Source organism: Mesorhizobium sp. M0894 (assembly GCF_040319725.1).
GTDB lineage: Bacteria > Pseudomonadota > Alphaproteobacteria > Rhizobiales > Rhizobiaceae > Mesorhizobium.
Window position 1 is genome coordinate 23,912 of record NZ_JAMYOG010000004.1, and the last position, 13,040, is coordinate 36,951.

Annotated in this window: 13 protein-coding genes and 1 pseudogene; 10 read left to right on the top strand and 4 right to left on the bottom strand. The window is 63.1% G+C overall.

Annotated elements, in window-relative coordinates; translation table 11 throughout:
• The first annotated feature begins 10 nt into the window (after nucleotides 1-10).
• From NKH91_RS09325 to NKH91_RS09340, 4 genes are read left to right on the top strand one after another with little or no spacing between them, the layout of a single operon-like run.
• Nucleotides 11-1,552, top strand: a complete 1,542-nt coding sequence (locus NKH91_RS09325) for a sugar ABC transporter ATP-binding protein (RefSeq protein ID WP_352844538.1) — start codon at nucleotides 11-13, stop codon at nucleotides 1,550-1,552.
• Entirely contained in the window at nucleotides 1,549-2,529 is a 981-nt protein-coding gene (locus NKH91_RS09330; RefSeq protein ID WP_023721232.1) for an ABC transporter permease, read from the top strand. Before NKH91_RS09325 ends, NKH91_RS09330 begins: the two co-directional genes overlap by 4 nt.
• A complete protein-coding gene (locus tag NKH91_RS09335; protein ID WP_023721231.1) occupies nucleotides 2,526-3,512 on the top strand; it encodes an ABC transporter permease in 987 nt (328 codons plus the stop codon). Before NKH91_RS09330 ends, NKH91_RS09335 begins: the two co-directional genes overlap by 4 nt.
• Nucleotides 3,513-3,517: 5 nt before the next feature.
• On the top strand, nucleotides 3,518-4,063 hold the full coding sequence (locus NKH91_RS09340; protein WP_352844537.1) for a gluconokinase: 546 nt from the start codon (nucleotides 3,518-3,520) through the stop codon (nucleotides 4,061-4,063).
• A gap of 108 nt (nucleotides 4,064-4,171) precedes the next feature.
• On the opposite strand, the gene NKH91_RS09345 is transcribed toward NKH91_RS09340, so the two are convergent.
• Together NKH91_RS09345 and tsaA are read right to left on the bottom strand one after the other, a co-directional pair.
• Nucleotides 4,172-4,483 (bottom strand): DUF2293 domain-containing protein, encoded by a 312-nt coding sequence (locus NKH91_RS09345; protein WP_352844536.1) that lies wholly within the window; start codon nucleotides 4,481-4,483, stop codon nucleotides 4,172-4,174.
• Entirely contained in the window at nucleotides 4,480-5,004 is a 525-nt protein-coding gene (gene tsaA / locus NKH91_RS09350) for a tRNA (N6-threonylcarbamoyladenosine(37)-N6)-methyltransferase TrmO (protein ID WP_352844535.1), read from the bottom strand. The genes NKH91_RS09345 and tsaA overlap by 4 nt, the downstream gene beginning before the upstream one ends.
• Nucleotides 5,005-5,144: 140 nt before the next feature.
• On the opposite strand from tsaA, the gene NKH91_RS09355 reads away from it, so the two are divergent.
• From NKH91_RS09355 to NKH91_RS09370, 4 genes are all read left to right on the top strand, one after another.
• A complete protein-coding gene (locus tag NKH91_RS09355) occupies nucleotides 5,145-6,167 on the top strand; it encodes an ArsR/SmtB family transcription factor (protein ID WP_352844534.1) in 1,023 nt (340 codons plus the stop codon).
• Nucleotides 6,167-7,084 (top strand): methylenetetrahydrofolate reductase [NAD(P)H], encoded by a 918-nt coding sequence (gene metF / locus NKH91_RS09360; RefSeq protein ID WP_023676795.1) that lies wholly within the window; start codon nucleotides 6,167-6,169, stop codon nucleotides 7,082-7,084. Before NKH91_RS09355 ends, metF begins: the two co-directional genes overlap by 1 nt.
• A gap of 589 nt (nucleotides 7,085-7,673) precedes the next feature.
• A complete protein-coding gene (locus NKH91_RS09365; RefSeq protein WP_023676794.1) occupies nucleotides 7,674-8,111 on the top strand; it encodes an MbcA/ParS/Xre antitoxin family protein in 438 nt (145 codons plus the stop codon).
• Nucleotides 8,112-8,801, top strand: a complete 690-nt coding sequence (locus NKH91_RS09370; protein WP_352950967.1) for an RES family NAD+ phosphorylase — start codon at nucleotides 8,112-8,114, stop codon at nucleotides 8,799-8,801. It abuts the gene before it with no gap.
• Between the two features lie 8 nt (nucleotides 8,802-8,809).
• Here NKH91_RS09370 and NKH91_RS09375 read toward each other — a convergent pair.
• Nucleotides 8,810-9,726: pseudogene (locus NKH91_RS09375) on the bottom strand (DMT family transporter).
• A gap of 214 nt (nucleotides 9,727-9,940) precedes the next feature.
• Here NKH91_RS09375 and NKH91_RS09380 point away from each other — a divergent pair.
• On the top strand, nucleotides 9,941-11,161 hold the full coding sequence (locus NKH91_RS09380) for an alanine racemase (protein ID WP_352884882.1): 1,221 nt from the start codon (nucleotides 9,941-9,943) through the stop codon (nucleotides 11,159-11,161).
• Between the two features lie 115 nt (nucleotides 11,162-11,276).
• On the opposite strand, the gene NKH91_RS09385 is transcribed toward NKH91_RS09380, so the two are convergent.
• Nucleotides 11,277-12,008: an SDR family oxidoreductase gene (locus tag NKH91_RS09385; RefSeq protein ID WP_352844532.1), complete on the bottom strand. Its 732-nt coding sequence runs from the start codon at nucleotides 12,006-12,008 to the stop codon at nucleotides 11,277-11,279.
• A gap of 123 nt (nucleotides 12,009-12,131) precedes the next feature.
• Between NKH91_RS09385 and NKH91_RS09390 the strand changes: the two genes are divergently transcribed.
• Entirely contained in the window at nucleotides 12,132-13,025 is an 894-nt protein-coding gene (locus NKH91_RS09390) for a LysR family transcriptional regulator (protein ID WP_023721221.1), read from the top strand.
• Nucleotides 13,026-13,040 lie beyond the last annotated feature (15 nt).

Below are 13,040 nucleotides of genomic sequence, written 5' to 3' on the forward strand. Positions count from 1 at the left end.
GGGAGGGCCGATGGACGGTGCGGTTCCGCTCTTCCGCATGGAAGGCATATCCAAGCGCTATGGCGGCGTGCGGGCGCTGGAAAAGGCCGAGCTGTCGGTCACTCCAGGCAGCATCCACGCCATTCTCGGCGAGAACGGCGCCGGCAAATCGACGCTGATCAAGGTCATGGCGGGGGTCGTCGCGCCCGACGAAGGCCGCATGATGCTGGACGGAAGCGAAGTGAAATTCGCTTCGCCGGCCGCCGCCAACCAGGCCGGCATCGTGTGCATCTTCCAGGAACTGTCGCTCGTCCCCGAACTCAGCGTGGCTGACAACATCGCCATTTCCGATCCGCCCAAGCGTTTCGGCATGATCGACCGCAAGGCACAGCGCCGCGTTGCGGAAGAAGCCCTGGCTCGCGCCGGCGCCTCCGATATCCATCCACTGGCGCTGGTCAAGGATCTTCCTCTTTCAAGAAGGCAGATGGTCGAGATCGCCAAGGCACTGGCGCGCAAGCCACGCATCCTGATCCTCGACGAGGCGACCTCGGCTCTGACCGCCGCTGACGTCGCCAGGGTTTTTGCCGTGTTGAAGCGGTTGCGTTCGGAAGGGCTGGCGCTGCTCTACATATCGCACCGCATGAACGAGATCGCCGAGCTGGCCGACCAGTGCACGGTGTTCCGCAATGGCCGCAATGTCGCCAGCTATGCGGCCGGCACCAAGAGCGACAATGAGGTCGTCGAACTGATGATCGGGCGCGAATACAGCCACATCTTTCCGCCCAAGCCCGCGCGGGCGGCTGCTACAGCCGCGCCGGTTCTCGAGGCGCGCAGCCTGTCATGGACGGATCGGCTGCACGATGTCTCGCTGTCGGTCGGGGCGGGCGAGGTGGTAGGGCTTGGCGGCCTCGACGGCCAGGGCCAGCGCGAATTGCTGCTCGCCTTCTTCGGTGTGCTGCGCGGCCTGTCGGGCCAAATCCTGATCGACGGCAGGCCGGTGGCGATCGCCAGCCCGGCCGCCGCGCGCGATGACCGGATCGGCATGGCGCTGATCCCGGAGGACCGCAAGACCGAAGGCTTGATGCTGCCGATGACGGTGCGCGAAAACCTCTCCTTCGCCGCCCTTGACCGGCTGTCCAGGGCCGGCATCATCGATCGCGCCGCCGAGCAGCGGCTGATCGACGACATGGTCGGTCTTCTGGCGATCAAGACGGCCGGCCTCGACATTCCGGTCGGCGCGCTGTCCGGCGGCAACCAGCAGAAGGTCGTCATCGCCAAATGGCTGATGCGGCAGCCGCGGATCATCCTGCTCAACGACCCGACACGCGGCATCGATGTCGGGACCAAGCAGGAGCTTTACCAGTTGATGCGCAAGCTTGCCGACCAGGGCGCGGCAATTCTGTTCTATTCGACCGACTATGACGAACTGATCGGCTGCTGCGACCGGGTGCTGGTGCTCTATGACGGGGCGGTGAAGCGTGAACTGGTCGGCGCCGAAATCACCGAGCGGGCGCTGATCGCCAGCGCGCTCAACATTCACGAAGAGATGCCAAAGCAAGGAGCGGACGCGTGAAGGATTGGCGCTACTGGCTTGCCGAACAGCGCGGAACGCTGCTGGCGTTCGGCATCTTCGTCGTCATGTTCGTCATCTACACCTCGAACCATCCGGCGGGCTTCACCGCCAACGTCGTACAGACGGCTTCGAACAAGGGCGTGCTGCTCGCCTTCGTCGCCATGGCGCAGACGCTGGTGGTGATCACCGCCGGCATCGACCTCTCCGTCGGCATGATCTTCACGCTGACCAACTGCCTGGCGTCGTGGCTGGTCGTCGGCACCGGCATCGAGACCGCCTTCGGCGTCATCGCCGTGCTCGGCACCGGGCTGCTGTGCGGGGCAATCAACGGCGCCATCGTTATCTATGGGCGCCTGCAGCCGATCGTCGCCACCATCGCCACCGGCGCGGTCTATTTCGGCATCGCGCTGCTGCTGCGGCCGTTTCCGGGCGGCTCGGTCAATGAGGGGCTCGCCGACGCGCTGACCGGGCGCCTGTTTGGTATTGTGCCGGCGAGCCTGGTGGCGCTGGTGGCGGTCGTGCTTGTCGTCTGGGTGCCGTTCAGCCGGTCGGTGCTCGGCCGCGCCGCTTATGCAGCCGGCTCCTCGGAGATGGCGGCCTACATGTCCGGCGTGCCGATCCGGCGTGGAAAGTTCGCCGCCTATGCGCTTGCCGGGCTGCTTGCCGCGATCGGCGGGCTGTTCCTGACGTTCTTCACCTATACCGGCGATGCGGCCTATGCGAGCGGCAACGCCTATACGCTGTTTTCAATCGCCGCGGTCGTGCTCGGCGGCGTGTCGCTGTTCGGCGGCAAGGGCAGCGCCATCGGCGCGATCTTCGGCGCGCTCGCCTTCCGCACCATCGGCGACCTGCTGTTCGTCTTCGATTTCGATCCGCTCTGGCAGCCGCTGTTCCAGGGCGTGATCCTGCTGATCGCGGTCAGCCTCGGCGCCTTCGCCCTGTTTCGGGTCCGCAACCGGCTGGAGTGGTTCCTGTGAGCGAAACGACTGTAAGTGGTCTCGCCGGCCGCATGCCGAAATTCCTTCGCCGCGCCGACCCGGCGGTGCTGACGGCGTTCGCTTGTATCGTGCTGCTGCTGTTGCTCGGCAGCCTCTATTCGCGCAGCTTCCTGTCGCCTGAATACCTGCTGCAGCAGCTCAAGGTGGCCTCGTTTCTCGGCGTCATCGCCACCGGCATGATGCTGGTCATCCTGCTCGGCCAGATCGACCTGTCGGTGCCATGGTCGGTGGCGGTCGGCGCCATGATGGCCTGTGCCGCAGCCGCGTACGGCCCTGTCGGCGTGGCGCTTGCCATTCCGTTCGGCATCTTCTGCGGTGTCCTGATCGGCATCGTCAACGGCATTGGCGTCGCCTATCTGCGCATTCCCTCGATGATCATCACGCTCGCCACCAACGCGGTCGCGCAGGGGCTGATGGTGGTCTATACGGGCGGTTTCTCGCCGCAGGATTCGGCAACCGGTGCGATGCGCTATCTGGCGACCGGCTTTGCCGTTCCTGGCGTGCCGAACGCAGTTCTCATCTGGGCGCTGATCGGCGCCGCAATGGTGTTCGTGCTGACCCGCACCGGCTTCGGCCGCACTGTCTACGGCATCGGCAACCGCGAGCGTGCCGCCTATCTTTCCGGCATCGACACACGGCGCGTGGTGATGATCGCCTTTGCGGTTTCGGGTGGGCTCTCGGCCTTCGGCGGCGTGCTGTTGGCCGGCTATGCCTCCAAGGCGGCACAGTCGATGGGCGATGCCTATCTGCTGCCGTCGATCGCCGCCGTGGTGCTCGGCGGCACCTCGATCCTCGGCGGGCGGGGCTCCTATCTCGGTACCGTCGCCGGCGTCATCCTGATCACGCTCCTGCAATCAATTCTCTCCGTCATGCAGATGCCGGAGGCGGGGCGGCAGATCATCTACGGCGTCGTCATCGTCGCTATGCTGCTGCTCTATGGCCGCGCGCCGGCAAGCCGCTGACCTGCATGACCGGGAACGACGTGTCATATAAGCCGGCGAGCACTGTTCGAACGATACCCGCCATCGTGGTGATGGGCGTTGCCGGATGCGGCAAGTCGGTCGTCGGCGACGCGCTTGCAGCAGCATTGGGCGCCCCCTTTATCGAAGGCGACAGGCTGCATCCGCCCGAAAACGTCGCGCGCATGGCGAGCGGACAACCGCTTACCGACGCGCTGCGCGAGGGCTGGCTCGACGCGATCGGCCAGCGCATGGCCGCGTCGATCGCAAGCGGGCACGGTGTGGTCGCTGCCTGCTCGGCGCTGAAGCGCAGCTATCGCGATCGCCTACGCGGCTTTTGCCCGGATATCGTTTTCGTCTATTTGGAGATCGACCCGGCAACGGCGATGCGGCGCGTCGGCAATCGCAAGGGCCACTTCATGCCGGCAAGCCTGGTCGACAGCCAGTTCGCCACGCTTGAGGCGCCAGCGGCGGATGAGGCGGCAATAACCTTGGATGGCACGCGTCCGGTCGCCGACATCGTCGCGACTGCCTTGAGCTTGCTGGCACGCTAGTTAGCGCCTCGTTCAGTCCTGCAACTTTCGAGATTGGCTGTCACCCCTCGATTTCGCCAATCACAATGGTGAAGAGCGTAGAACTCGACGCGTGTGCTTGCCATCGCTCTACGCCTCATCCTCATCGTCGAGCAGCCGGGTGGCGCGCCAGCGGGTTAGTACGATGTTGGTCTGTTCGATGACGAAGAAGCGCGCGGAATCGCGGTCATAGCCTTCGGCCAGCAGCTTTTCGTAGTCGGTGTGCATATGGCGGATGTGGGCTATTGTCGCCAGCCATACGGCGATTGTCGGCGGCAAGGTCTTCATATGCACGGCGCCGGCATCGGCACGGATTTTTTCCATGTCGGCATAGGGCGCCAGCGGCAGGATCGCTGTCAGTGCCTTGGCGATAGCGCGGCGGCGGCCGGTCGGGGCGCTCACTGCTCATCCGATCTGGGTGACTCGTCCCGCCCGGCCATGGTCGCCTCGGCGAAGGCATCGGTCGAAGCGAAATAGGGCTTGATGTCGATGACCGGCGTGCCGTCGAGCACGTCGATGGCGTCGAGATCGACGCGGCCGGTGTTGATGTCGACGGCAACCAGCCTGGCGACATGCAGGCCAATTGGGTTCGGCCGGGCAGGGGAGCGCAGCGAAAAGACACCCTTCGGTTCAACTGCATGGCGGGGTTTCTGGACAATCAGTTGCCGCGGCGCATGGTGCAGCCAGGACAGGACGATGATGTGGCTGGCGCGTTCCAGCCCAAGCAGGCCATCCCGATAGAGCGGATCGATCGTGAGAACCGCCGGTTGTCCCGTCTCCCGCGCGGCCCTCATGTTTTTGGGGCAGGTTTCCCGTGTAGTCCACGGCGAGGCGATACGGCCGATGAAGACGATATGGCCATCCGGTGGCATCGTTGCCGGGTCGGTTTCCAGAAGCTTTTCGCCGCTGCGCGTTTCGAACATGGTTCTCGCCTCGATGCTTGCGGCTTTGCGCGATCCGCCACGCATGCGTCATTTTCTTGTCCGGAAGCGACATAGCGCTTGCAAGCCTATCAAAATCGACATAAACATATGTTTATATCTTTTTCAAAGAGAATGCTCGCATGCATGTCGCTCTCGACACGATGGTAGATACATTGAAGGCGGCGGCCGAATCCAGCCGGCTGCGCATATTGGCACTGCTGTCGCGCGGCGACCTGACCGTTTCCGATCTCACCGAAATCCTCGGCCAGTCGCAGCCGCGCGTCTCGCGCCACTTGAAACTGCTGCTGGAGGCCGGGTTGATCGGCCGCTACCAGGAGGGCTCGTGGGCCTTCTTCCGGCTTTCGGATTCCGACACCTCGCGCGATTTCGTGCTTAGGCTGGTCTCCGGCATCCGCGGCGCCGATCCGCAGGTCGAGCGTGATCTCGAACGGCTGGCCGCGGTCAAGCGCAAGCGGCAGGACCGGGCTGCCGAATATTTCTCGGTAAACGCCGCAAGCTGGGACCATATCCGCTCGCTGCACGTGCCGGACCGCGCGGTCGAAGCAGCGCTCGTCAAGCTCGTCGGCAAGCGGCCGTTCCAGTCAATGCTCGATCTCGGCACCGGCACCGGGCGGCTGCTCGAGATCTTTTCGCCGCTCTATCGGCGCGGTGTCGGCATCGACATGTCGCGCGAGATGCTGACGGTGGCGCGCGCCAATCTCGACAAGGCCGGCGTTTCGAATGCGCAGGTGCGGCAGGGCGATATTTTTGCGCCGCCGGTCGAGCGCGACGCCTTCGATCTCGTTACCATCCATCAGGTGCTGCATTATCTCGACGATCCTGCCCGCGCCATCCGCGAGGCGGCACGGCTGTTGCGCCCGGCCGGCCGGCTGGTGATCGTCGATTTCGCGCCGCACACGCTGGAGTTCTTGCGCGAGGAGCACGCGCATATGCGTCTCGGCTTTTCCGACCGGCAAATCGGCGACTGGTTTTCCGAGGCTGGCCTCGATCTCGAGGACAGCCAGGAATTCGAGCCGCGCGGCGGCAACGAGGCCAAGCTCACCGTCAAACTCTGGCTCGGCCGCGATCGGCGCATGCTGATTGCCGAGCCTTCCAACGACAGACAACCGGCCAATGCGTATCCGATAGGGGAAACCGCCTGATGAACCAGTTCCGCTTCTCCCGCCGCCCCGACATCGGCGACAAGGTCAGGGTTTCGTTCGAGTTCTTTCCGCCGAAAAACGACGAGATGGAAGCAAGGCTGTGGGATACGGTCACCCGGCTGGAGCCGCTCAAGCCCAAATTCGTCTCCGTCACTTATGGCGCCGGTGGTTCGACCCGCGAGCGCACGGCCCGCACCGTCAAGCGCATCCTCAACGAAACGACGCTGACGCCGGCGGCGCACATGACTTGCGTCGATGCGGCGCGTCACGAGGTCGATGCGGTGATCCGAGAGTTCGCCGATATGGGCGTCAAGCGTTTCGTCGCCCTGCGCGGCGATCCGGCCGAGGGCGTCGGCGCGGCCTACCGGCCGCATCCGGAAGGCTATGCCAATGGCGCCGAGCTGGTCGACGCGTTGAAGGGCGCCGGCGATTTCGACATATCGGTCTCGGCCTATCCGGAAAAGCATCCGGAAAGCCCGGATTTCGCCACCGACTTCGACATGCTGAAGCGCAAGGCCGACAATGGAGCGACGCGGGCGATCACCCAGTTCTTCTTCGACAACGATCTTTATGAACGCTATGTCGAGCGGGCACGGCGGGCCGGCATCTACATACCGATCGTGCCGGGCATATTGCCGGTGCACAATTTCACCCAGGTCGCCAACTTCTCGGCGCGTTGCGGCGCCTTGGTGCCGGCATGGCTGGCCGAGCGCTTCGATGGGCTGCAGAACGACCCGCAAACGCATGCGCTGGTGGCGTCCGCGGTTGCGGCCGAGCAGGTGCTGGACCTTGTCGAGCGCGGCGTCGGCGATTTCCACTTCTACACGATGAACCGGGCCGATCTGGTCTTTGCCATCTGCCACATGATCGGCATCAGGTCGCACGAAGTCGAGGCAGCTGGATCGGCCGCGGCGTAAAGCGAAATGTCAAAGATCGGGGGAATGCAAAAGGCCGGGCAAAATGCCCGGCCCTTTCAATGGTTTGTAGTATTCGGTGCTGGTCTTCCCCCGCTTAGCGGCCTTATGGAAGGACGCCCATAATGAGGGCGCCGATGAATGCAAACGCAGCACAAATCATCAATGCGTTGATCGGCCTCGTCAGTCCCATGTCATAGCCTCCTCTTAAAGAGCTATGGCGAGAGTCTAGGGTCATTTGTGCCACAGGCAAGCAGAAACTTTGCTGCAATGCGACGAGATTGTGGAATTTGCGACCTGCCGTTTGCCGTTAGGCATTGAAACTCTTTGTCAAAAGCCGGCTCGGGACCTGTGAATAATTTGTGGCAAAGCCGGGGCAGTAACGAGAATGGCAGCGCTACCGCTCCAGAAATCGGATTCGATTTTCGGACCGACTGAAGGTTCGGAGCGTCAGAGCGTCCTTTGCATGTCCAACCGGGTGCTGCACGCCATACGAATGCGATGGGCAACCAGCAGCGCGTTGTGAGGATAGCCGGGACTTGCATATCCTGCCAATTGGCAGTATATTGTCTGCCAAGTGATGGAGGTTGGAATGAGTGTCGCTTATGCGGTTCGCGATCCTGCAAATCAGGCTTTGCCGGCAAATCTGGCGGATGCATCGGCACGGGCGCGGCTCACGCCAGCGGCTGTTGCCGGCATCGTCAGGCTCGCAGACATCTGGCATCTGACCAGCACCGAGATCTGCACCTTGATCGGCGACGTATCGGAGAGAACCTGGTTCCGTATGAAGAAAGGCGAGTGGGAGGGCGTTCTCTCCCAGGATTCGCTGACACGCATCAGCGCCCTGATCGGCATCTTCAAGGGACTGCGGCTTCTGTTTTCCGAAGCGCTTGCCGATGAATGGGTGCGGTTGCCGAACAAAGGACCTCTGTATGGTGGCCGGCGCCCCCTGGACGTGATGATCGAGGGCGGCATTCCGAAGCTGCTGCAGGTTCGCCAACACATCGACGCTTTGCGTGGCGGACTTTGAATGCAGATCCCGCCGCGCGCCGACATTTCCCAGCGCGACACGATCCGGCTGATTTCGACAGGCAGGCTCAAGGAGCCGGTCCTGATGCCGTTGGCCAGGAATCATGGAGATATGGAGGACCTTGCGGAGCTTGAAGGAGCCACCAGCGGCCGTCTTCAGGCGCAGCAAGGGGGATTGCCCGACCTCGATCCGCGCGAACTGGTTTTCGGGAGGCCGGGCTACACCTTCATCAATGCGGCGTTCGCTTACACCCGTCCGGGCGGCAATCGTTTCAACGATGATGCCAGGGGCGTCTGGTACTGTGCGTTCGATGCGGAAACCGCGCTCGGCGAGGTCTCGTTTCATCTGACGCGCGAGCTTGCTGCGATCGAACGGTTCGAAAACGTTACCGACTATGCGGAGCTCGTTGCCGACTTCATAGGCTCGTTTCACGATCTGCGCGGCGCTGAGTTCAGCAAGGACCCGGTGCTCGATCCGGATACAGCCTTAGCCTATCCTGCCGGTCAGGCGCTGGCGAAGCAACTCCGCAAGCAAGACGCCGCGACCGGTTTTGTCTATCCTTCCGTGAGACATGTTGGCGGGACCTGCCTCGCCGCCTTCCATCCCGATCTCGTTCAGAATCTCCGGCAAGGCGGTCTCTGGCGTCTGGAATGGCAGGGTTCATCTGTTCCGGCGATCACGCCCATATAGCGCCATCTCTAACGCCGCCCGAACAGGCGACCGTCGATGGTGACGAGGCCAAGCGCAATCAGCGCCATGCCGCCCAATTCGAACAGTTCGAGCCGCTCGCCCAGGAACAGGAAGCCGAGCAGGATGGCACTGGCCGGCACGATGAGCGTGACCAGCGAGGCGTTGGTGGCGCCGGCCGAGGCGACAAGGTTGAAATAGAGGATATAGGCGAAGGCGGTCGACAGCAGCGCCAGCGCCAGCACCGCCGCCCAGACCGGCGGCGAAGCCGAGAACAGATTGGCGGTCCGGTAGGTGAACAGAACGACCGGGATCATGATGATGGTCGAGCAAGTCAATTGTCCGGTGGCAATGACCGGTGACGGCACACCCTTGAAGCGGCGGGCAATCATCAGCGCAACCGCATAGGATAGTGACGCTCCGATGAGCGCGAATTTCGCCCAGACCGGGCCGCCGAGCCCGGCGACGAGGCCGGGACCGATCATCACCGCCGTTCCCGCGATACCGAGGGCGATGCCGGCAAGCTTGTTCCAAGACAGCTTTTCGTCGCTGGTCAGGGCGTTGGCGAGGATCAGCGTCCAGAACGGCGTCGTCGAATTGAGCACCGAGGCGACGCCGGCGCCAAGCTCGGTCTGGCCGGCAAAGATCAGCGAGAAAGGGATGACATTGTTGGCGAGCGCCAGCAGGAAGAACAGGCCGGCATGCGGCAAAGCGAGGCGAAAGGATGGGCCGCGAACCGCAAGATAGAGCTGAAGTGCCGCCGCCGCGATGGTGACGCGGAACAGCACCAGCACCAGCGGAGGAAGTTCCGCCACCGCAATGCGGGCAAAGAAGAACGAACCGCCCCAGATGGCGCCGAGCAGCAGAAGCTGCGCCAGTCCTTGGGCACCATCGGCCCGCGCATCGTGGTGGTGGCAGCTATCGCCATTGGTCGTCCTCCCAGACGAGATGCCTTGCTCTTCAGGCGTCTGTTCACGCCATACCCGATCCGGCCGCAAGGGCCACCCGAAACCTGAGCGATGGCCTAGCTCGCCCATAACCGGCGCGTAGCGCCGCGAAGCCGGGGCGGCGAGACATAGAATTGTTTTCATTAGCCGCTAGCTTGGATTAATTGTGCGCAGCCTCAGTCAAGGGATTCGTCCATGCAGCGATTCGAAAATGCCCGCAAGGCAGCGCTGGCGCTGCGCCCGGACGATCCGATCTATTGCTTCCGCCCGCAGGTGCTGAAGGCGGACGCCAAACAGTTCATGGGCATGTTTCCCGGCAAGACCGCCTATGCGGTCAAGACCAATGGCGAGCAGATCGTGCTCAACGCACTGGTCGAGGCCGGCGTCAGCGCCTTCGATGTGGCCTCGCCCGGCGAATTCGCTGCCGTGCGCGCCGTCTCGCCGGACTCCGAGATGCTCTACATGCACCCGGTCAAGGCGCAGTCGGACATCAGGCTGGCGCTGGAAAAGTACGCCATTCGCGTCATTTCGCTCGACCATGAGGACGAAATCACCAAGCTGACCAGGGTGGTGCGGGCGCTCGACATCGATCCGGGCGCGATCACCGTGTTCGTGCGCATCCAGACGAAAGGCTCGGCGGCCTACGAACTGTCGAAGAAGTTCGGCGCCGGACCGGCCAATGCGGTGGAACTCGCCGAACGGCTGAACCGGACCGGCTACAAGGTCGGGCTGTGCTTTCATGTCGGCAGCCAGATCGAGGATCCCGACACCTATGAGCGGGCGCTGGCTTCGGCCGACTGGGTGCGCAACCGCGTCGGTTTCGACATTGCCGGGCTGGATGTCGGCGGCGGCTTTCCGGCCGAATATGGCCACGACCCGAACAGCCGCAAGCCGGAGATGCCGTCGCTCGGCCAGATCATGTCGCGATTATCGGGCGACCTCCAAGAGTACCAATTCGATCAGATGCCGCTGGTGGCCGAGCCCGGCCGAGTGATCGTGGCGCGCTGCCTGTCGCTGATCGTGCGCGTGCTGCTGCGCAAGGGCAAAAGGCTCTACATCAATGACGGCATCTGGGCGTCGCTGTCGGATTCATGGACCGGCAAGATCACGCTGCCGGCGCGCTTCATCCCCGATCCGGCGATCCGCTCGCGCAATGGCGAGGACAAGACCATCGTGCCGTTCAAGGTCTGCGGCGCGACCTGCGATTCCGTCGATATATTGTCGCGGCCGTTCTGGCTGCCCGAAACCGTCGATACCGGCGACTGGATAGAGATCGGCCATATCGGCGCCTACTCGCTGTCGCTCAGGACACGGTTCAACGGCTTCTATCCCGACACCTTCGTCGAGGTGGCAACGCCATTCGACGAAGGCGACGCGCCGCAAGGGTTCGCCAGCCTCGAGACGATGGCGGATTAGTGAATAGTGAATAGTGAATAGTAGTAGCTCTTGTGCTCTGCGCGGCTCAGGTGTTGTTCTTTTCACCATTCACCATTCACCATTCACCATTCACCATTCACCATTCACCATTCAGTCAGGCTACTCCGCCGCCGGCCTGGATGTTCTCGCCGGTCAGCCAGCGAGCTTCGTCCGAAGCCAGGAAAACCGCGACATCGGCGACGTCGCGCGGCGCTCCGATCCGGCCGAAGGGCGACATGCCGGCGGCCACGGCCCGGTCCCGCTCCGGAAGCAGGTCGGTGTCGGTGAAGCCTGGCGAAAGCGCATTCACGGTAACGGCGCGCGGGCCGAGTTCGCGCGAGAGGACGCGGACGAACTGCTCGACGGCTCCCTTACTGCCGAGATAAAGCGCCGTGTGCGTGAAGAACATCTTCGTTCCACCGGTGGAGACGGCAATGATGCGGCCACCGTCGCGAACGCGGCGCGCCGCTTCCTGAAGCGTGAAGAAGGTGCCCTTGGCATTGGCCCCGAACACATGATCGAAGTCCGCTTCGGTGGCCTCGACGAGCGGCTTTATGACGGCGACGCCGACATTGGCTACGACGATGTCAATCGGCCCCATCTGCCGTTCGGTTTCGTCGAACAACTTGCGAATGTCGGGGATGCTGGAGACGTCCGCATGGATGGCGACGGCTTTTCCGCCAATCCCTTCAATGGCGGCAACGACTTCCCTGGCTGCTTTCTCGTTGCCGACATAGTTGACGACCACGGCAGCACCCTTGGCCGCGAGCCCCTCGGCGATGGCGCGTCCGATGCCGCGCGAGCTGCCGGTCACAAGTGCGGTCTTGCCTTCGAGTGGACGATGCATGGCTGTTCCTTCGTCTGGCTACGGCCGCCTCGATCGAGCGGCGTTCAGGGGAAAAGCTAGGGGCATGCTATTGCTCAGAGAATAGCCTATTATCTGACTGACTTGTTAAGCCTGAGGTACATAATGCGAGGAAGCGAGTTTTCCGAACTCACGGCATTTGCAGCAATCATCGAAGAGGGCAGCTTTGTCCGCGCCGCGGCCAAGCTCAGGATTTCGCCTCCAGCACTCAGCCAGACGATACGTGGGCTGGAAGAGCGTCTCGGTGTCCGCCTGCTTAACCGCACCACGCGCAGCATGTCGCCGACCGCTGAGGGCGAGAAGCTGTTTGCCCGCATCGCACCGGCATTCGGCGAACTGGAAGGCGCCGTCGCGGACGCGCATGCATCACGCGGCCGGCCAGCAGGCTCGCTGCGCATCAATGTTCCGCGCATCGCCGCCACGCGTTTCATCGCGCCGATCCTCGGCGATTTCCGCCGCGCCTATCCCGATATCGCCCTCACAATCATTGTCGACGACATGCTCACCGACATCGTCGAGGGCCGCTTCGATGCTGGAATCAGACTGGGTGAGCGGCTGCACAAGGATATGGTGGCTGTGAAGCTCAGCGAGGAGCTCGAGATGGCTGCAGTGGCGGCGCCGAGGTATCTGCAGCATCACCCGATACCCCGTCACCCCGCGGACCTGCATCAGCACCAGTGCATCAATTTCCAGTGGCCGAGCGGCGGCAATCTCTACCGGTGGGAGTTCGCCCGAGGCCAACGTGCCCTGGAAGTGGCCGTCAGCGGTGGCCTGACGGTCAACGATACGGACCTGATGATCGGGGCGGTTCTGGATGGGGTCGGCGTGGCGTACATGCTGGAATACCAGGTCCGGCCGTGGATCGAAGCGGGAAAGCTCATCCGCTTTCTCGAAGCCTGGTCGCCGAGATTTCCGGGTTTTTATCTATATCACGCAAGTTCCCGGCAGGTTCCCGCGCCGCTGCGAGCCTTCATCGATTTCTTGCTTGCCAGGCGGTGATGTGAATAGTGAATA